This is a genomic window from Ensifer sp. ENS03, assembly GCF_014852035.1.
GTDB lineage: Bacteria > Pseudomonadota > Alphaproteobacteria > Rhizobiales > Rhizobiaceae > Ensifer > Ensifer adhaerens.
The window spans coordinates 593364-611903 of the sequence record NZ_JACVAV010000003.1 but is presented as its reverse complement, the minus strand read 5'-3'; the positions used below and the strand labels follow the sequence as shown (position 1 = coordinate 611903).

The window sequence follows — 18540 nt, the reverse complement described above, 5'->3', positions numbered from 1 at the left end:
TCGCTACCTTCAGCCGACGGTGCCCCGCACGATCAGGCGGGTGTTGAGTGTCTCGGTAAACGGCTCGGCATCGGGCGCACGAAGCCGCATCAGGATGAGGCGGACGAGCGCACGCACGCGCTCTTCGAGGTCGATGCGCACGGTGGTGAGGTTGTAGCTCTTCCAGTGCGCCTGCGGGATGTCGTCGAAACCGACGACCTTGACGTCCTCAGGCACGGAAAGCCCGAGCTCGTGGCGCAGCGCGTCGATCGCGCCGAAGGCGCCGACGTCATTGGCCGCAAAGATCGCATCGGCACCTTCGCCGATGCGGAACAGATCGAGCGTCGCCTGGTAGGCGGTGTCGTAGGTGTAATCGCCGGCAAGCACGATCGGCGCATCCATGCCGCGCTCCGCGAGCGTCTCCTTCAGTGTGCGCTCGCGCTCGGCATTGGCGAGCGACTGCGCCTTGCCGCCGAGATAGGCGATGCGGCGCGCGCCATAGCCCTGAAGCAGGGCCACCGCCTGCTCGATGCCGTTTTTCTGCCGGACGAGCAGGCGGTCATAGAGCGTACCGGATGCGGCGCCTGCAAACTGCTTCACGTCGTCGTAGATCACGTAGATCGGCACCGCGCGGTCGAGAAAGCCGCAGAGCACATCGGGCAGGATGTTCTCGGTAAACGCGATCACGGAATCCGGATTGAAGCCGCGCATGTAGGTGAGCAGGCGCGGATCCATGCTGAAATCAGCCTTGGCCTTGAAGAGCAGCGTCGCGAAGCCCTCCGCCTGCAGCGCCGTCGTCAACGCGTCGATCTCCTGGCTCTCCCAGGGGCTGCAGACGTCGGGCACGATCATGCCGACGAGATGCGAGCGACCGGTCACCAGCGAGCGTGCCGCCATGTCGGGCGTGTAGTTCAGCTCCCGCGCCACCTGCAGGATGCGGTCGCGCTTTTCCGGCTTCAGCGACGCATTCGGATTGAAGGCCCGCGAGACCGCCACACGGGAAACATTGGCCTCGCGCGCCACCTGGTCTGCGGTGGCTCGGGCAGCTTTCTTGTCGGCGCGCTCGTTCATCTATCCGTCACAAAATGAAAACGTGTTCATTCACAAAAGAGAGCAACGCGACGATTTCGTCAAGCGGAATAGGTATTCCGCCGATTTTTACCAACGGAACACATGATCCATGTTGACAAAGATGAAAGCGTGTTCATTCTTGACCGTCGTCGGGACGCCGGACCTGGAGGAGGGACGGACTGTCGCAGCCAGACACATAGGTCCTTGAGTGGATCGACCGGGAGGAGAAAACATGCGTACCAGGTTTCATTCCCTATTGCTCGGCGCAGCCGCGGCCATCGCCTTTGCAGCACCAGTGAGCGCCACCGAACTCAACATCACCTGCCGCTGCATCATCGGCGGCGTAAACAGCGGCATGGCCGAGTGGATCGAAAAGAAGGTCATTCCGGCCTTTACCGAGAAGATGAAGGCCGAAGGCAAGGACGTCACCGTCAAGCTCACCCAGTTTGGCGGCGAGGACGAGCAGCTGACGCAGCAGCTCGCGCTCGATTTCTCCACCGGCGCCGGCCCTGATGTCTCCGGCTTCGACGGCTTCCTGATCCCGAGCTTCGTCCAGGGCAATCTCCTGAAGTCGCTCGAGGAAGTGGCCGGCCCAGACGTTCCGAAGTGGGAGGGCTGGCAGCATATCTCCGACGGCACCAAGGCGCTGATGAGCTACCAGGGCAAGCCCTATGGCATCGCGCTCGGCACCGACGCCCGCATGATCTTCGTGCGCAAGGACCTCTTCAAATCGGCTGGGCTCGATGCCGACAGCTGGCAGCCGAAGTCCTGGGATGAGTTGCTCGACGCCGCCCGCAAGATCAAGGCGGCCGCCCCCGACAGCTTCCCGTTGCAGCTCAACGCCGGCGTCTCCATGGGCGAGGCGACCACGATGCAGGGCTACTGGATGGCGCTGCTCGGCACCGGCGAACAGGTCACCGACGACAGCGGCAAATATATCGTTTCGAGCCAGGGCATCCTCGACACGCTGAAGCTCTACAAGACCATCTATGTCGACGACAAGCTCGGCGACCAGCGCGCGCAGCTGCTTGCCGACGGCCGCAACCGCACCTTCGCCAATTTCCGCGATGGCAAGACGGCGATGCTCGTCGAGGGCGACTGGTTCTATCGCTCGGTCACAGCGCCCGGCGCCGAATTCGCCGTCGCCGATCGCGACAACACCATGACCTGGAAGAAGATGCCCGCCGCAGCACCCGGAAAGGGCTTACGCGGCCAGGATTTCGTCACGATGTCCGGCGGCACCGGCTTCGTCATCAATCCGCATACGGACGCGCCTGCCGAATCCTGGGCGCTGCTCTCGTTCATGAACAGCAAGGAGCAGCTCGACGCGTTCCAGGAAATCCAGCCCGCCATCCGCATCCGCGACGACGTGGCGATCCCGAACTCGCCGTTCCTGACGGAAACGGCAACGACGCTGCTGCCGATCACCACGGCCCGTCCGAACGACGCCAATTACAACAAGGTCTCGACCGAGATCCAGCGCATGACCGAAAGCGTCGTTTCCGGCGAGCTCTCGCCTGAGGACGCGATGGCCCAGTACAAGGCGGCCGTCATCGCCATCGTCGGCGAAGAAAACACCGTCAGCACGCTCTAAAGCCAATGCGGGATGTGGCCGCAACGGTGCCCTCATCCCGCTTCGATCCAACGACAGAGCGCCCGGCTGCCATCCGTGGCCGGGCTCCCGATCCAGGATATGGGCATGAAACGCGCATGAAGAAATTCTCCCTGCTTTCGACGCGCGCCGGCGCGCTTTTTCTGGCACCGGCCACGGCCCTCGTCGGGGTCTTCGTCATCGTTCCCTTCTTCTGGGTGATTTTCGTTTCCTTCACCAACCGCACACTGCTCGGCCGCACGGCCGTCGACCCCGATTTCGTCGGCCTGCAGAACTATTTCGCGCTCTTCAATCCGGCGACCTTCTTTACCCGCGGCCAGTTCGGGTTTTCGCTGATCCTGACGATCCAGTTCGTGCTGCTCTCGGCGCTGATCGGCCAGGCGCTGCTCGGGCTGCTGCTCGCCTGGCTCAGCCAGACGGTCACGCCGACGCTCAAATCCTTCCTGCAGACCGCGGTCATCGCCGCCTGGATCCTGCCGGAGGTGGTGATCGGCTTTGCCTGGTTCGCCTTCCTCGACTATGACAACGGCACGCTCAACATGATCCTGCGCGGCCTCGGTCTGCCGCCGGGCGACTGGCTGCTGCAACAACCGTTCTGGGTGATCGTGTCTTTCAACACCTGGCGGGGCGCCGCCTTCTCGATGATGCTGTTCAACTCGGCCTTCCAGTCGATCCCGCCGAGTTACTTCCAGGCAGCCGATGTCGCCGGCGCCACCTCGTGGCAGAAGCTGCGCGACATCGCGCTGCCGCTGATCCGCGGCCATGTCGTCACCGACCTCATCCTCATCACCATGTGGACCTTCAACGTCTTCACGCCGTTCCTGCTCACCCATGGCGGGCCGTCCTATCGCACCGAGATCCTGTCGATTTACACCTACCGCATCGCGTTCAAGGATTTCGAGTTCGGCAAGGGCGCTGCCGTCGGCGTGGTCATCATGCTGATCAATCTCGCCTTCGCGCTCGTCTATCTTCGCCTTGCCCACAAGAAGCCGGTGGAGGCGGAATGATGCAGAAGACTCAGAACATCTTCGTGCGGCGCGCGATCTTTGCCGCCGCCGCCACCTTCCTCGGCACGATCTTCGCACTGCCGCTCGTCTGGTTCATCTTTGCGCCCTTCAATGCCCGTGCCGAACTCGGCCTTGCCATCCCCTCACCCTTCACGCTTTCTAATTTTGCCACCGTCTTCCAGAACACCTTCGCGATGCAGGCGCTGCTGAACAGCCTCATCCAGGCGGCGGGCGGCGTGGTGCTGGTCGGCGCGGCGGCGACGCTTGCGGCCTATGCCCTCTCGCGCTCGCCGATCCCGGGCAAAGGCGCCGTCACCTATATCCTGCTGCTCTTCTCGTCGGTCGTTTCAGGCTCGGCGGCGATGGTGCCGATTTTCCTCATCATCTCCGCGGCAGGCCTGATCGACACCCATCTTGCCGTCATTCTCGTCTTTGCCGGCGGGCTGTTGCCGACGGCGATGTTCATTCTTCGTGATTTCATCGACGCCATCCCGCGCTCCTATGAGGAGAGCGCGATGGTCGCCGGCGCCTCTCCGCTCCAGGCGTTCTTCGATGTGGCGCTGCCGGTCATCCGGCCGGGCATCGTCGTGGTTGTCGTCTGGGCCTTCGTCAACATCTGGGGCAGCTTCCTCATCCCCTTCATCCTGTTGCGCAGCGACAAGCTGATGCCGGCATCCGTCGCCATCTACTCCTTCTACTCGGAAGCCGGCACGCCGATCGTCACGCTGCTGGCCGCCTATTCGCTGATCTATTCGCTGCCGGTCATCGCCCTCTATCTCTTCGTGAATTGGAAATTCGGTTTCCGGTTCTTTGGTGGCATCAAGTCGTAATCGGAAACCCGTCATGGCCTCTGTCGAATTCCAGAACATCTCCAAGACCTTCGGCGCCTTCGTCGCCGTGCCCGACATCAGCTTCCAGATCGCCGACGGCGAGTTCATCTGCCTGCTCGGCCCGTCGGGCTGCGGCAAGACGACGAGCCTGCGCATGATCGCAGGTCTCGAAACGCCAACCTCTGGCCGGGTGATGATCGGCGGCCGCGACGTCACCTACCTGCATCCGAAGGACCGCGGCATCTCCATGGTCTTTCAGGACTATGCGCTCTACCCGCACATGAACATCGCCGACAACATCGCCTATCCCTTGAAGGTGCGCGGCGAGCAGGAGACCAAGCGCCACGCCCGCGCCAAGGAAGTGGCCGACGTCCTCAAGATCGGCGACCTGATGAAGCGGCTGCCGAGCCAGATCTCCGGCGGCCAGCAGCAGCGCACGTCGCTGGCACGTGCGCTCGTCTATCCGAGCGAGGTCTATCTTTTCGACGAACCGCTTTCGAACCTCGATGCCAAGCTGCGGCTCGAAGCGCGCGGCTTCCTCAACCACCTGCAGCGCGACATGGGCATGACCGCCGTCTATGTCACGCACGACCAGGCCGAAGCCATGGCGCTCGCAACCCGCATCGCCGTCATGGACAAGGGCCGGATCGTGCAGTTCGCGCCGCCGATCGAGATTTACCGCCGGCCCGCAACGACCTTCGTCGCCAACTTCGTCGGCAATCCGCCGATGAACCTCGTCCCCGTCGAAGCATCCATCGGCGATGGCGCCCTGCACCTGCGCGCCGATGGCCTGAAGCTCGCACCGATCGCGCTCACCGACGCCATCGCCAAGGCGGCGAAATCAGCCAGGATGACACTCGGTGTCCGCCCCGAACATTTGCGTATCGCGGCCGCAGGCGACCTGAACGTGGTTTCCGGCGAACTCTTCGCCAACGAGAACATGGGGCCGGAGAGCCTCGTCACGTTGGAGCGCGGCGACAACGGTCGCGTCACCGCGCGCATCTTCACCGACGACGAGATCAAGGTCGGAACCTCAGTCCATCTCGCCTTCGACGCCAGGCACATCACCCTCTTCGATGACAGCAGCGCCCGCATTCCCGCGGCAGACGAACGCTGAGGCCGCCATGCAGGAATTTGCCGTGCGCATCACCCGTAAGCATCAGGCGGCCGATCCCTATTTCTATCTGCCCTTCGAGGTGCCCGAAGGTGTAACGCGCATCGACGCGACGCTCAGCTATCCGAAGTCAGAGGCATGCATCATCGATCTCGGCGCGCTTGATCCGCGGGCGACCGAGTATCCGACCGCCCAGGGTTTTCGCGGCTGGAGCGGTGGCGCGCGTGACCGTTTCTTCATCGCTACCGACGACGCCACGCCCGGCTACATTCACGGCGAGATGCCGCCCGGCCAGTGGAAGGTGATGCTCGGCCTCTACAAGATCCCCGAAGAAGGCGCCGAGGTCAGCGTGACGGTCGATTTCGACAGAAGCCCGCGCTCCATCGTGCCGCAGCCGGAAAGAACGTTCCCCGTGCGCAAACAGTCCGGATGGTATCGCGGCGATCTGCACTGCCACACCTTCCACTCGGATGCGGCTGGCTCGCCCGAACTGCTGCACGCCGCCGCCAAACAGGCGGGTCTCGATTTTCTTGCGGTCGCCGACCACAACACCATCACCCAGCGGCGCTACTTCCATCCGCATTCCTCCGCCGACCTCATCTTCATCCGCGCCATGGAAATCACCACCGCCGTCGGCCACGCCAATGTCTTCGGCGTCGACGATTGGGTCGATTTTCGCATGACGAAGCCGGAGCATGCCCGCACGCTCGCGAGCATGGTGCATGAGCGCGGCGGCCTGCTCTCGGTCAACCACGACAAGCCGACCATCCCCTGGGACTACGAACTGCCTGAGATCGACTGCATGGAGGTCTGGCAATCCCATTGGCTCGCCTGGAACTGGGTGTCGCTCGAGCGCTACCAGCAGCGCCTCGCCTCGGGCCTGAAGATCTCCGCCATCGGCGGCAGCGACTTCCACCAACCGGCGCGGCTATTGCCGGAGGGACCGCTGGTGCTCGCCCGCCCGACGACGGTGCTCTGGCTCAATGAACTCTCCGAAGACGCCGTGCTCGCCACGATGAGATCGGGCCACGGCTACGTGACGGAAAGCCCCACCGGCCCGCATCTCGAACTGATCGCCAACGGCCAACCGATGGGATCGACCGTGGTTGGCCCAGTGACCGCAGAGGCCTTGGCTCGCGGCGCCCAGGGCGACCGGCTGCTGTGGCTAGACGCTTCCGGCATCGTCGGTGAAGAGACCATCGAAGCTGACGACTGGACCGCCCACTATGCCGGTTCGCCCGATCGGTTCCTGCGGACCGAAATCGCCGCGGCCGCCAACCGGAGCGCGATCGTCGAGACATTCCGGGAGGCCCTCCACGGCAAAAATTTGCCCTGGGCGCTCTCGGAGGACGATCTCTCGAAACAGACGATCCGCCGGGCCATCAGCAATCCGATCTATTGCCGGCCCAACTGACGGCCGCTGCACTCCGCAACTGATCTCATTCTCAAAGTATGGGGCATCCGATTTTGGCACGCTCATATTTTCCGCTTTACCGACACATTTTACGATTGCAGCAATTTTAAGCAGAAAATTTCCGTGCTAAGAAAAAAGGCAGAGACTACCGCGACAGCACGTTAGGACCCCCATGGCGGCACGCCAGCGCATCATTCCCGTCCGGCGGGAATACAATCGTTGGGTCGCCAACCAGACGCTTGAAGACTATGCGCTGCGCTTCACCGCCAAGAGCGCCCGGCGCTTCTCTTCCGAACGCATTTCCCAGACCGCCATCGGCGCGATCTCCTTTCTGGCGCTGGAAGCGATCGGTGGCGCCATCACCATGTCCTATGGCACCACCAATGCGATCGTTGCGATCGTCGTCGCCAGCCTGATGATCCTGACCGTGGGCCTGCCGATCAGCCGCTATGCGATCCGCCACGGTGTCGACATCGATCTGCTCACCCGCGGCGCCAGCTTCGGCTATATCGGCTCGACGGTGACCTCGCTGATTTATGCCAGCTTCACCTTCATCCTCTTTGCGATCGAGGCCTCGATCATGTCGGGCGCACTCGAACTGGCGCTCGGCATACCGCTCTGGATCGGCTACATCCTGAGCGCCGTCGTCGTGATCCCGCTCGTCACCCATGGCGTGCGGCTGATCAGCAAGTTCCAGTTGATCACGCAGCCGTTCTGGATCGTGCTCAACGTCCTGCCCTTCGTCTTCATCGCCTTTGCCGATTGGGAGAAGGTCGGCGCCTGGCTCGCCTATGCGGGCATGCATCACGCCTCGGGTCCTCCGGGTACCTTCGCGCCTTTTGACCTCGTCGAATTCGGTGCGGCCTCTGCCGTCATCTTCGCGCTGATGGCGCAGATCGGCGAACAGGTCGACTTCCTGCGCTTCCTGCCGCCGGACGGACAGCGCAAGCTGCACCACCGCATCGCCGTCTTTCTCGCCGGTTCCGGCTGGGTGATCGTCGGCGCGCCCAAACTGCTCGCCGGCTCGTTCCTGGTGGTGCTGGCGCTTTCTGCCGGTGTGCCTTCGACCAAAGCCGCCGATCCGGCGCAGATGTACTACACCGCCTTCGGCTACATGATCCCCTCCGATACGGCAGCACTTCTCCTGATGGTCGCCTTCGTCGTCGTGTCGCAGTTGAAGATCAACGTCATGAACGCCTATGCCGGGTCGCTCGCCTGGTCGAACTTCTTTTCACGATTGACCCACAGCCACCCGGGCCGCGTCGTCTGGCTGGTCTTCAATGTAGCGATCGCGCTCCTTTTGATGGAGCTCGGCATCTATCGGCTGCTTGAAGAAACGCTTGGCGTCTTCTCCATTATCGCCATGGCCTGGCTTTGCACGATTTCGGCCGATCTTTTCGTCAACAAGCCGCTCGGCCTGTCGCCTCCCGGCATCGAGTTCAAGCGCGCCCATCTCTACGACATCAACCCTGTGGGTCTCGGCGCGATGGCGATCTCGGCGACCGTGGCGCTGACAGCGCATTTCGGTGCCTTCGGCGAGATTGCCGCCTCGCTCGCGCCATACATCGCGCTGGTCGTCGCCTTCATCGCCTCGCCGCTGATTGCCTGGGGCACCGACGGCAAGTTCTATCTCGCGCGCAAGCCGCGCAGGAGCTGGGCCAACCGGATGGACATCACCTGCTCGATCTGCGAGCATCCGTTCGAGCCGGAGGACATGGCCTGGTGCCCCGCCTATGCAGCGCCGATCTGCTCGCTCTGCTGCTCGCTCGACAGCCGCTGCCACGACATGTGCAAGCCGAAGGCCCGCTTCAACGCCCAGGTCGCGACCGTCGCGACCACGTTGCTTCCACGCACCGTCACGGAAAAGCTCGCGACGCGGCTCGGCCGCTACGCGATCTCTGCGGTGCTGTCGATCGCCGGCATCGGCCTCATCCTCGCGATGATCGCCCACCAGACCGCCGGCACATCTCCCGAGATCGCTGCGGTCGTCGAGCGCACGGTCGCCGTCGTCTTCTTCGTCTTTGCCGTGCTCGCTGGTATCGTCTCCTGGTTCTACGTGCTCGCCCATGACAGCCGCGTCGTCGCCGAAGAAGAATCCTCGCGCCAGAACACCCTGCTTCTGAAGGAAATCGCCGCCCACAAGAAGACCGACGCCGCACTCCAGCAGGCAAAGGAAACAGCGGAAGCAGCCAACCGCGCCAAGAGCCGCTATGTCGTCGGCCTCAGCCATGAGCTTCGCACGCCTCTCAACGCCGTGCTCGGCTACGCCCAGGTTCTGGAGCGCGACGAGACGATCCCCCCGGCGCGTCAGGGCGCGATCAAGGTGATCAAGCGCAGCGCCGACCATCTTTCCGGCCTGATTGACGGCCTCTTGGATATCTCGAAGATCGAGGCCGGCAAGCTGCAGGTCTATTCCAATGAGATCAACATTCACGATTTCCTCGACCAGATCGTCGAAATGTTTCGGCCGCAGGCATTGGCCAAGGGCATCAGCTTCGAGCACGAGCGCGCTAGCGGCCTGCCACGCCATGTGAAGACCGACGAAAAGCGCCTGCGGCAGATCCTCGTCAATCTCCTATCCAACGCATTGAAGTTCACCGAGCGTGGCGGCATCCGCCTGGATGTCGCCTATCGCAGCCAGGTGGCGACCTTCACGATTGCCGACAGCGGCCGCGGCATTGCCGACAAGGATTTGCCGCGCATCTTCGATCCGTTCCAGCGCGGCGAGGCCGAACATCTCGGTAGTATGCCGGGCCTCGGCCTCGGCCTGACGATCACGCGGCTCCTGACGCAGACGCTCGGCGGCGAAATCGCAGTCACCAGCACGCCTGGGCAAGGCACCACCTTCCGCGTCCGGCTGATGCTGTCGGCGGTAGATCGTCCGCTACCTCCCGCAGCCCCGCGCCGTATCACCTCCTATCTCGGCCCGCGCCGCACCATCGTCATCGTCGACGACAATGCCGACCATCGCGACCTCATGCGCGAGATCCTCGTGCCGATGGACTTCACGGTGCTGACGGCCGCGTCCGGAGCCGATTGTCTGGCGCTGCTTCAAGACCTCGGCGCCGACCTCTTCCTGATCGATATCTCGATGCCGGGCATGAGCGGCTGGGAGCTTGTCGAGCGGCTGCGCCAGGGCGGGCAGATCGCGCCGATCATCATGCTTTCGGCCAATATCGGCGATGGCTCGGCGACCGGAGCATTCCGCGGCCACAACGACACGCTCGCCAAGCCCTTCCCCGTCGGGCAACTCGCCGACAAGCTCGCCGTGCACCTTGGCCTCACTTGGGTTCACGAGGGAGAGGAGAAGCAAGCACACCCGTCGCCGGCGGCCGAACCGTTGACGCGCCCCGACGCCTATCACGTGGAAGAGCTGATCCGCCTTGGAGAGATCGGCTATGTCAGGGGCATCGAAGCCAAACTGACGGAGATTGCCCTGCAGCCCGAACACCAGCCCTTCGCTGAGGCCGCCCGCGCCTATGTGCAGGCCTTCGACCTCTCGGGCTACGACGCCTTCCTCAAGAACAACGCAGCCAACGGAGACGATGCCCATGGCTGAGACCAACGACCGCCGCGACATCGTGCTTCTCGTCGACGATTCCCCGGAGGCGCTCGGTTTCTTGACGGAAGCGCTGGAGCAATCCGGCTTTTCCGTGCTGATCGCGACCTCCGGCAGCGCCGCCCTTTCGATCGCCGAGCGCATCACGCCCGACGTCATTCTGCTCGATGCCGTCATGCCCGGGATCGATGGCTTCGAGACCTGCCGACGCCTCAAGGGCAACGCCGCCGTCGGCCAGACGCCGGTGCTGTTCATGACCGGGCTGACCGAGACCGAACATGTGGTGCGTGCGCTCGAGGCCGGCGGCGTCGACTATCTGACCAAGCCGATCAACATCGATGAGCTGAGGGCGCGCATTCGCGTCCATCTCTCGAACGCGCGTTCGGCCCAGAGCGCACGGGTCGCACTTGACGCGGCCGGCCGCCATCTGCTCGCGGTGCGCAGCGACGGAAGCGTCTGCTGGTCGACGCCGCAGGCGACGCGTCTCGTCAACGCCGCAACCGGCCGCGACGATGGCATGGCGATCGTCACCCGGCGCATCGCGGGCTGGATGGCAAACCGCCTGCGCACCGGAGCGCCCGACGACGGCACCTTCACGCTCGACCAGCCCGAGCAGTCGTCCCTGCAGATATCCTTCCTCGGCTCGATCGGCCCGAATGAACATCTCTTCCGCCTCACCGCCGAAAACCGCCGCTCCGACGATGCGGTGTTGCGCCAGCACTTCGCATTGACCCCAAGGGAATCGGAGGTGCTGCTGTGGATCGCCAAGGGCAAGGCGAACCGCGACATCGGCGAGATCCTCGGCTTGAGCGCGCGCACGGTCACCAAGCATCTGGAGCAGATCTATGTGAAGCTCGGCGTCGAGAACCGGGCGTCTGCCGCGGTGAAGGCGACGCAGGTTCTGCACAGTCTGTAGGCAGGCTGCGGTCCGATTTCCGTCCCGCTTCTTGCTGCCGCACGTCCAGCGTCATGGGCGGGTCAGCACCTGCTGAAAGCGACAGCCGACCGGCACGCGTCGCAAGCAGCAATCTGCACGCGCTCAGGCCGCGCCCGCCGTTCACCTTGCCTGCAACGCTGCCCAGGCGAAGGCTTCATCGAGTGCGGCAAACTTGACCGCTTGCCAATGGCGGTAATCGTCGACCAGGTCACGCGAAATCCAGAGCGGACCGCGGCTGCCGGAACTCTCCCAGCCGAGAACGCCGAGATCACCGGCACGCGCGAAAACCCTCTGCGCATGGGTGCGCGAGATGATGTAGCGGCTGGAGATCTCACCTGGCTTCAGGGGCCCGATCCAAATCCGCTGATCGGGCAGGACGCCCGTCGGCAGCCGCGCCACCAGGTCGTGCAGGATGTTGCTGCCTGACTCCGTCGAGACGAAAGCGGCGATGCTTTCGGGTGGCTCGCACCAGGCGCGATCCGCGATGAGCCGCCGCATCGCACGCGGGAGCGCATGATGCATCAAGGTCGGCTCGGTTTGCGACTGCGCCAGCCTTGTCCCCTCGTCGAGCCTGTCGAGCGACGAAAGGTGCCCCTCGAACCACTGCCGGATCAGGCCCTCGGCGACATCGGAAAGGATCAGGGGCCTGATCCGCTTGTCACCGCCCTGTTCCGCATCGAGAAGCAGTCGATAGTTGCGCATCTCGGCCAGGTGCGCCGCTGCCGTGTTCTTGCTGGCTACGTTGTTGCCGGCGATAAAGTCGATCAGCCTTGCCGCCGTCAGTTCGGGGCGGGATGGGTCGGTCAGACGCTCGAAATGCAGCGTCAGGATGGCCTGGGTGAGCAGCCATTTTCTCAGGCTGGCGGTGTAGCGCACGATGCGCGGAGCGGCGTCATGGATCGCAACCATATGAAGGGCCGCCTGACGCAACGCCTCCCCAAAGAGCGGATCGCCGACGAGCCGCGCAGGCGTGAACGGCATTTCGCCGTCCGGGGATCGGACACATTCGGATCGCGCCGTCACGGGCAGTCTCCAGACAGCGTAACCGCTGTTCGTTGCTTGCGACCGCGTGAAATGAACCGGTGGCTGGCGGGTGCCTTTAGGCGGACCCGGGCACCCGGATCGGTTGAAAAAGGCAAAAAGCGCGTAGCACCGAACATAAACCAGTCCCCCTCCCGCCCCGGTGGCCAATAACTAAATCGGACAGACAGCGCAGATCGAGGTCTATACTTACAAGGTAACGAAGTCTTTACCCGTTTTTACGGATGGGGACGACGAGACGCTGTTTCAGAGATCAACGTTAATACGGGAAATTGAAAACAGCAGCGCACGTGCAGGCAAATCTGATAAAACAGCGCCAGCGATCACATTTTGATGGCTACCCGGATGCGTGCCCGATTGTTGATCGATCGTAAGATCCGGCCAGATAATGAAGCCAATGAGGAACTTCGCCGCCACATGTTGCGTTGACGCTCATGTGCGGCAACGGGGTGTTGCAGCATCCACGCAAATGGGAGGTGCAAGGCATGTGGCGATGGCTCCTGATGGCCGCACTCATCTTGCCGTCCACGAGTGCCTCACGGGCAGACGAGGGCGCGTTCTTGAAGACCCTCGGCGGCAACTGGGCAGGCACCGGAACGGTGCGCATCCGTGCCCACATGTCTCCGATGAACATTTCCTGCAACTTCAGTTCCAAGGCGAGCGACGCCGCTCTATCGATGGAGGGCGTCTGCCGCGGCATGCTGCTGATCTCGCGATCCATCGACGCGAAGCTGCGCTTTACCGGGTCCACCTATAGCGGCTCCTATCTCGGCCCCCGCGGCGGCCGCGCCGGGCTCAACGGCACACGACGCGGCGATGCGATCAACCTCACCATTCGATGGGCGAAGGAAGTCAATGGCGACCGCAGTGCCGACCTGACCTTACGCAAGGTCGGCACCAACGGGATGCAGTTGAAGACGATCGACGTCGATCCCGCTTCCGGCAAGCGGATCGTCACGAGCGAGATCAATCTCAAGCGAAAATAGCCTTGGGCCACCATGCCCCCTTCGGACCGGAACCGGGGCGGAGTTGGCGCGTTGCCGGCGCCGTCAGGCTACCGCTGCCACCCGGGCATCGAAATCCGCGGTCCATTGTAGCGACGGCCGCGCGCCACAGCGCTCGACCCAGTCCTTGATGACGGCGCTATCCGGCGTTGCCGCGGGATACCAGGCGAAGGGCGAATGCAAGAGCAGGTCGGCCGCCGAGTAGTGCTCGCCCATCAGATACGGACTGTCCTTCAACGCGTCTTCCAGGCGTGCCGCCATCTCTGTCGGGCCGCGGAAGGTGGCGTCGAAATAGGGATGCGAAACCCCCGCGGCTTGCGCGATCAGCACCGGCTCGACCACACCGGCATACCAGGCAAGCCAGCTGAGATAACGGCCACGCTGCGGATCGCCAGCATGCGGCGCCATCCCCTTTTCCGGGAAGAGGTCGGTCAGGTATTGGATGATCGCAATGGTTTCCCAGAGCACCACACCGTCATGAACGAGCAGCGGCACCTTACCCTCCGGGTGCGGGTTCGCCGGATCCTTTCGACCGCTGCCGTCACCGCGAGTGATGTCGACGATCTCGACTTCCACCTTGTCGAGAGCATCGAGTTCGCGAAGCAGGGTGATGATGCGCGACGAGCGCGAGCGCGGGGCGTGAAAGAGTGTCAGCATAGTCTGGATCCTCGGTTGCGTTTGGCGATGCGGATCTTATACAGTCGGCCAACTGCCAGTTTTCGTCAGTAGGGTTCGTCTATCTTTCAGCCATGGCCCGTAGTGATCGTCTGTTCCGCCTGCTCCAGGCGCTGCGCACACTCCCCTCCCCGGTAACGGCGGCCCGCCTTGCCGAGGAAACCGGCGTGTCGTTGCGCTCGCTCTATCGGGACATCGACAGCCTGCGCGCCGCCGGCGCCGTCATCGATGGCGAGCGCGGCTTCGGCTACCGGCTGACGGAGGATATCGCCTTGCCGCCGCAAACCTTTACCCGCCTGGAGATCGAGGCGCTGGTGCTCGGCCTTGCCGAGGTGCAGCACATGGGCGAGCCGGATCTTGCCGCGGCGGCACGCGCCGTCCTTTCCAAGATAACGGCGACACTGCCCGATCGGTTGCAACGCCAGGCGCTTCATGCAGTCTCGCAGGTCTATCGCTTCGACAGGAGAGGGCCGCCAACCGTCGATGTCTCCCTGCTGCGCGAAGCCTCCTGGCAGGAACGCGCCGTCATCATCGGCTATGTGGATGCCTTGGGGCAGCGGACCGACCGGCAGGTTTTGCCGCTTGCCATCGTCTATCTGGAACGGGTTCTGGTGCTTCTCGCCTGGTGCTGCCTTCGAGAAGGTTACCGCAAGTTCCGCGTCGACCGCATCGTCGATATCAGCACGACGGAGGAGAGCTTCCGTCCGCGTCGGGTGCCGATGCTCCGGGAGTTCATCGGCTTCTTGAACGCTGGCGCGCCGGACACATCGAAGATGACGCTGAGCGGCCAATAGCCGCAAACGACGACGCGGCCCGTGTTGCCACGGACCGCGTTCGGACTGCTTTTTTGCAGTCATGCCTTGGGAGGCAAACTCATTCCGCCGGCTGCAAGGCCGGCTGCGGCAGCGCCTCCGGCGCACGGCCGCCAAGGACCGCGGCCATCTGCGCTTCATCCAGTTCGCCTTCCCACTTCGCAACGACGATCGTGGCGACCGCATTGCCGACGAAGTTGGTGAGCGCGCGGCATTCCGACATGAAGCGGTCGATGCCGAGGATCAGCGCCATGCCGGCGACCGGCACCGCCGGGACGACCGAAAGCGTCGCAGCCAGCGTGATGAAACCGGCGCCGGTGATGCCGGCAGCACCCTTGGAGCTCAACATCGCGACGAGAAGCAGCAGCACCTGATCGCCGAGCGACAGCGGGATATCCATCGCCTGGGCGATGAAGAGCGCGGCCAGCGTCATGTAGATGTTGGTGCCGTCGAGGTTGAAGGAATAGCCGGTCGGGATGACCAGACCAACGACCGAGCGCTTGCAGCCGGCCTTTTCCATCTTGCTCATCAGACCCGGAAGAGCGGCTTCCGACGAGGACGTGCCGAGCACCAGGAGCAGTTCTTCCTTGATGTAACGGATCAGCGCAACGATCGAGAAGCCATTGTAGCGGGCGACCGCGCCAAGAACGACGAACACGAAGAGGAAGGACGTGATGTAGAAGGTGCCGATCAGCATCGCCAGGTTGGCGATCGAGCCGACGCCGTATTTGCCGATGGTAAACGCCATCGCGCCAAAGGCGCCGATCGGGGCGGCCTTCATCAGGATGCCGACGAGCTTGAAGACCGGCAGCGTCAGCGCGTGCAGGAAGTCGACGACGGGCTCTGCCTTCTTGCCGACCATGGCAAGCGACAGACCGAAGAGCACGGAGATGAACAACACCTGCAGGATGTCGCCATCGGCAAAGGCGCCGACGAGCGTCGTCGGGATGATGCCCATCAGGAAGCCGGTGATCGTCTGCTCATGCGCCTTTTCGGCATAGGTGGTCACCGCCTTGACGTCGAGCGAGGCCGGATCGATGTGCATGCCGGCGCCCGGCTGGACGACATTGGCGACGATCAGGCCGATGATCAGCGCGAGCGTCGAGAAGGTCAGGAAATAGATCATCGCCTTGCCGGCGACGCGGCCGACCTTGGCAAGATCGGTCATGCCGGCGATGCCGGTCGCGACTGTCAGGAAGATGACCGGCGCGATGATCATCTTGACGAGACGGATGAAGGCGTCGCCGAGCGGCTTCAGCTCGGTGCCGAGCGACGGATAGAAATGGCCGAGCAGGATGCCTGCGGCGATCGCCACCAGAACCTGGACATAGAGATGGCGATAGAAAGGTGTCTTGCCGCGCGGTTCCGCGGATTGTTCGATAATCATGAGATCCTCCACTGGACCCAGTCCGGCGTCATGCCGGGCCTCCCGGGTCAATTTCCGATGCGCGACAGCGCGGGCTGTCATGAGGATGTCATTTGCAACGGTCGTGCCAGTTGGCCGCGGCAGGAACCAAGCCTTTGAATTGATGAGGATGTTTTGTGCAGGCGGCTCGGTGCGCACAAAGAGTTGAGCGGATTTCCGCACAAGCCATCTGGAAGACTGAGCGAAAAAATGCACAATTGGGCCATGTTCAACGCCCTGTCCGCCCCCCTCAATCTGGCAGATCTCGACCAGTCGATGCGCCGCACCTGGCTGGTCTTTGCCGGCCTTGCCGTCGCGCTGCTTGTCGCCGCGCTCCTGCTTGCCGGCGAGTACGGCCGAAGCCAGGCGCTCGAAACTGTCGATGCCCAAAGCCGGATCGATGCCAATCTGAAGGCCTCGCTGCTGCGCGCCGTACTCGAACGCCAACGCTCGACGCCGCTGGTGCTGGCCGACGATGTCGAGGTGATGGCAGCCCTTTCGACCCGCGGCACAGAGGCGCTGCAACGGCTGAACGAGAAGCTGCAGGCGCTGGCGACCAACACGGACGCCGCTGTCATCTACGTGATCGGCCCCGATGGCGTCGCCGTCGCTGCCAGCAACTGGCGCGAGCCGACGAGTTTCGTTGGCAACGACTATGCCTTCCGCGAATATTTCCGCATGGCGATGCGCGACGGCAAGGCCGAGCATTTCGCCATGGGCAACGTCAGCAAGCGGCCGGGCCTCTACATTTCGCGTCGGGTCCAGGGTCCTGACGGCCCGATCGGCGTCGTCGTCGCCAAGCTCGAATTCGACGATGTGGAAGCCGAATGGCTCGCCTCCGGCAAGCCGGTCTACGTCACCGACCGGCGCGGCATCGTGCTGATCACCAGCTTCCCCTCCTGGCGCTTCATGACGACCAGAACAATTCCACGCGACCGCGTCGCCGCCATCCGCGACAGCCTGCAATTTGGCGATGCCTCGCTGCTGCCGCTGCCCTTCCGCGACATCGAGCCGACCAGCGATGGCTCCAGCGAGTTGCGCGCACTGTTGCCGGGCGAAAGCGAACGTCGGTTCCTCCGGGTCGAAACCATGGTTCCGACCACCAGCTGGCGGCTGGAGCAGCTAGCACCGCTCGATGGCGCGATCTCGGCGGCAACCCGCGAGGCCCGGCTGATTGCCCTGGCCCTCCTCGCACCGCTGCTCGCTTTTACCGCGGTCCTCCTGCGCCGCCGCCAGACGCTGGCACTGGTGTCTGCGCGCGATCGCGCCGCGCGCGACGAGCTGGAGACCCGCGTGGCGGAGCGCACACATGACCTCAGCCTTGCCCGCGATCATCTCGAAACGGAGATCGCCGACCACCGGCGTACTGGCGAGAAGCTGCAGGCGGTGCAGCAGGAACTGGTTCAGGCGAACCGGCTGGCGATCCTTGGCCAGGTGGCGGCCGGCGTCGCCCACGAGATCAACCAGCCGGTCGCGACCATCCGCGCCTATGCCGACAACGCCCGCACCTTCCTCGAACGCGGCCAGCAGCAGACCGCGGTCGAGAACCTTGTCAGCATCGCCGAACTGACCGATCGGGTCGGCACCATCACCGACGAACTCAGAAGCTTCGCTCGCAAGGGCCGCTTCGTCGCCGAGCCGACGCCCATGCGCGACGTGATCGAGGGGGCGATGATGTTGCTGCGCAGCCGCTTTGCCGGCCGCATGGATGCGATCGTCATCGACCTGCCGGAAAATGGCCTCAGCGTCCTCGGCAGCCGCATCCGGCTCGAGCAGGTGCTGATCAACCTTTTGCAAAATGCCCTGGAAGCGCTCGGCACGCGCAGCGGCGCCGAGATCCGCGTGCGCTGCGAGGACGGTCCCTCCGGGACGGTTTTGCTCGTCGTTGCCGATAACGGCCCAGGCATTCCCCTGCACATCCACGAGGATCTGTTCACGCCGTTCAACACCTCGAAGGATGAAGGGCTCGGCCTCGGCCTTGCCATCTCCAAGGAGATCGTCGCCGACTATGGCGGCGATATCACCGTCGAAACCAGCGACAGGGGCACCGTCTTCACGGTTCGCCTGAAGAGGGCCTGAG

14 protein-coding genes are annotated in these 18540 nt (G+C 63.6%); 10 read left to right on the top strand and 4 right to left on the bottom strand.

All coding sequences use genetic code 11. The features are described 5' to 3' along the window. Positions 1–9: 9 nt before the first annotated feature. Positions 10–1050: a LacI family DNA-binding transcriptional regulator gene (locus IB263_RS15610; RefSeq protein ID WP_029742798.1), complete on the bottom strand. Its 1041-nt coding sequence runs from the start codon at positions 1048–1050 to the stop codon at positions 10–12. A gap of 232 nt (positions 1051–1282) precedes the next feature. Here IB263_RS15610 and IB263_RS15605 point away from each other — a divergent pair, with 232 nt between their 5' ends. The 7 genes from IB263_RS15605 to IB263_RS15575 all read left to right on the top strand — a co-directional run bounded on the left by IB263_RS15605 (position 1283) and on the right by IB263_RS15575 (position 11502). Beyond that, positions 1283–2644, top strand: a complete 1362-nt coding sequence (locus tag IB263_RS15605) for an extracellular solute-binding protein (RefSeq protein ID WP_029742799.1) — start codon at positions 1283–1285, stop codon at positions 2642–2644. A gap of 116 nt (positions 2645–2760) precedes the next feature. Beyond that, complete coding sequence (locus IB263_RS15600; protein ID WP_029742800.1) at positions 2761–3669, top strand: carbohydrate ABC transporter permease; 909 nt, start codon at positions 2761–2763, stop codon at positions 3667–3669. Next, complete coding sequence (locus IB263_RS15595; RefSeq protein ID WP_029742802.1) at positions 3669–4499, top strand: carbohydrate ABC transporter permease; 831 nt, start codon at positions 3669–3671, stop codon at positions 4497–4499. Before IB263_RS15600 ends, IB263_RS15595 begins: the two co-directional genes overlap by 1 nt. 13 nt (positions 4500–4512) lie before the next feature. After that, a complete protein-coding gene (locus IB263_RS15590) occupies positions 4513–5616 on the top strand; it encodes an ABC transporter ATP-binding protein (RefSeq protein WP_029742803.1) in 1104 nt (367 codons plus the stop codon). Positions 5617–5623: 7 nt separating this feature from the next. Next, positions 5624–7027 carry a CehA/McbA family metallohydrolase gene (locus IB263_RS15585; protein ID WP_029742804.1) on the top strand — a complete coding sequence of 468 codons (1404 nt, stop codon included), beginning with the start codon at positions 5624–5626 and terminating at the stop codon, positions 7025–7027. Between the two features lie 172 nt (positions 7028–7199). Further along, on the top strand, positions 7200–10586 hold the full coding sequence (locus IB263_RS15580) for an ATP-binding protein (protein ID WP_034805730.1): 3387 nt from the start codon (positions 7200–7202) through the stop codon (positions 10584–10586). Continuing rightward, entirely contained in the window at positions 10579–11502 is a 924-nt protein-coding gene (locus IB263_RS15575; RefSeq protein ID WP_034805728.1) for a response regulator transcription factor, read from the top strand. The genes IB263_RS15580 and IB263_RS15575 overlap by 8 nt, the downstream gene beginning before the upstream one ends. 141 nt (positions 11503–11643) lie before the next feature. Here the strand turns inward: IB263_RS15575 and IB263_RS15570 are convergent, their stop codons facing one another. After that, positions 11644–12504, bottom strand: a complete 861-nt coding sequence (locus tag IB263_RS15570; RefSeq protein ID WP_112985498.1) for a hypothetical protein — start codon at positions 12502–12504, stop codon at positions 11644–11646. A gap of 545 nt (positions 12505–13049) precedes the next feature. Here IB263_RS15570 and IB263_RS15565 point away from each other — a divergent pair. After that, complete coding sequence (locus tag IB263_RS15565; protein WP_034805724.1) at positions 13050–13550, top strand: hypothetical protein; 501 nt, start codon at positions 13050–13052, stop codon at positions 13548–13550. Positions 13551–13613: 63 nt separating this feature from the next. On the opposite strand, the gene IB263_RS15560 is transcribed toward IB263_RS15565, so the two are convergent. After that, the gene (locus IB263_RS15560) at positions 13614–14225 is read right to left on the bottom strand and encodes a glutathione S-transferase family protein (protein WP_060644662.1); all 612 of its coding nucleotides are present in this window, start codon (positions 14223–14225) and stop codon (positions 13614–13616) included. A gap of 92 nt (positions 14226–14317) precedes the next feature. On the opposite strand from IB263_RS15560, the gene IB263_RS15555 reads away from it, so the two are divergent. After that, on the top strand, positions 14318–15037 hold the full coding sequence (locus IB263_RS15555; RefSeq protein ID WP_060644660.1) for a YafY family protein: 720 nt from the start codon (positions 14318–14320) through the stop codon (positions 15035–15037). Positions 15038–15116: 79 nt separating this feature from the next. On the opposite strand, the gene IB263_RS15550 is transcribed toward IB263_RS15555, so the two are convergent. Then, the gene (locus tag IB263_RS15550; RefSeq protein WP_034805703.1) at positions 15117–16442 is read right to left on the bottom strand and encodes a dicarboxylate/amino acid:cation symporter; all 1326 of its coding nucleotides are present in this window, start codon (positions 16440–16442) and stop codon (positions 15117–15119) included. A 228-nt stretch (positions 16443–16670) separates the two neighbouring features. Between IB263_RS15550 and IB263_RS15545 the strand changes: the two genes are divergently transcribed. Then, positions 16671–18539 carry an ATP-binding protein gene (locus IB263_RS15545; protein WP_034805700.1) on the top strand — a complete coding sequence of 623 codons (1869 nt, stop codon included), beginning with the start codon at positions 16671–16673 and terminating at the stop codon, positions 18537–18539. Position 18540 lies beyond the last annotated feature (1 nt).

Excerpts from the sequence above, each read along its gene's own strand:
- IB263_RS15560 (WP_060644662.1), bottom strand. The coding sequence starts at position 14,225 with ATGCTGACACTCTTTCACGCCCCGCGCTCGCGCTCGTCGCGCATCATC.
- IB263_RS15565 (WP_034805724.1), top strand. The coding sequence starts at position 13,050 with ATGTGGCGATGGCTCCTGATGGCCGCACTCATCTTGCCGTCCACGAGT.
- IB263_RS15585 (WP_029742804.1), top strand. The coding sequence starts at position 5,624 with ATGCAGGAATTTGCCGTGCGCATCACCCGTAAGCATCAGGCGGCCGAT.
- IB263_RS15580 (WP_034805730.1), top strand. The coding sequence starts at position 7,200 with ATGGCGGCACGCCAGCGCATCATTCCCGTCCGGCGGGAATACAATCGT.
- IB263_RS15595 (WP_029742802.1), top strand. The coding sequence starts at position 3,669 with ATGCAGAAGACTCAGAACATCTTCGTGCGGCGCGCGATCTTTGCCGCC.
- IB263_RS15555 (WP_060644660.1), top strand. The coding sequence starts at position 14,318 with ATGGCCCGTAGTGATCGTCTGTTCCGCCTGCTCCAGGCGCTGCGCACA.
- IB263_RS15575 (WP_034805728.1), top strand. The coding sequence starts at position 10,579 with ATGGCTGAGACCAACGACCGCCGCGACATCGTGCTTCTCGTCGACGAT.
- IB263_RS15600 (WP_029742800.1), top strand. The coding sequence starts at position 2,761 with ATGAAGAAATTCTCCCTGCTTTCGACGCGCGCCGGCGCGCTTTTTCTG.
- IB263_RS15570 (WP_112985498.1), bottom strand. The coding sequence starts at position 12,504 with ATGCCGTTCACGCCTGCGCGGCTCGTCGGCGATCCGCTCTTTGGGGAG.
- IB263_RS15545 (WP_034805700.1), top strand. The coding sequence starts at position 16,671 with ATGCACAATTGGGCCATGTTCAACGCCCTGTCCGCCCCCCTCAATCTG.
- IB263_RS15590 (WP_029742803.1), top strand. The coding sequence starts at position 4,513 with ATGGCCTCTGTCGAATTCCAGAACATCTCCAAGACCTTCGGCGCCTTC.
- IB263_RS15610 (WP_029742798.1), bottom strand. The coding sequence starts at position 1,050 with ATGAACGAGCGCGCCGACAAGAAAGCTGCCCGAGCCACCGCAGACCAG.
- IB263_RS15605 (WP_029742799.1), top strand. The coding sequence starts at position 1,283 with ATGCGTACCAGGTTTCATTCCCTATTGCTCGGCGCAGCCGCGGCCATC.
- IB263_RS15550 (WP_034805703.1), bottom strand. The coding sequence starts at position 16,442 with ATGATTATCGAACAATCCGCGGAACCGCGCGGCAAGACACCTTTCTAT.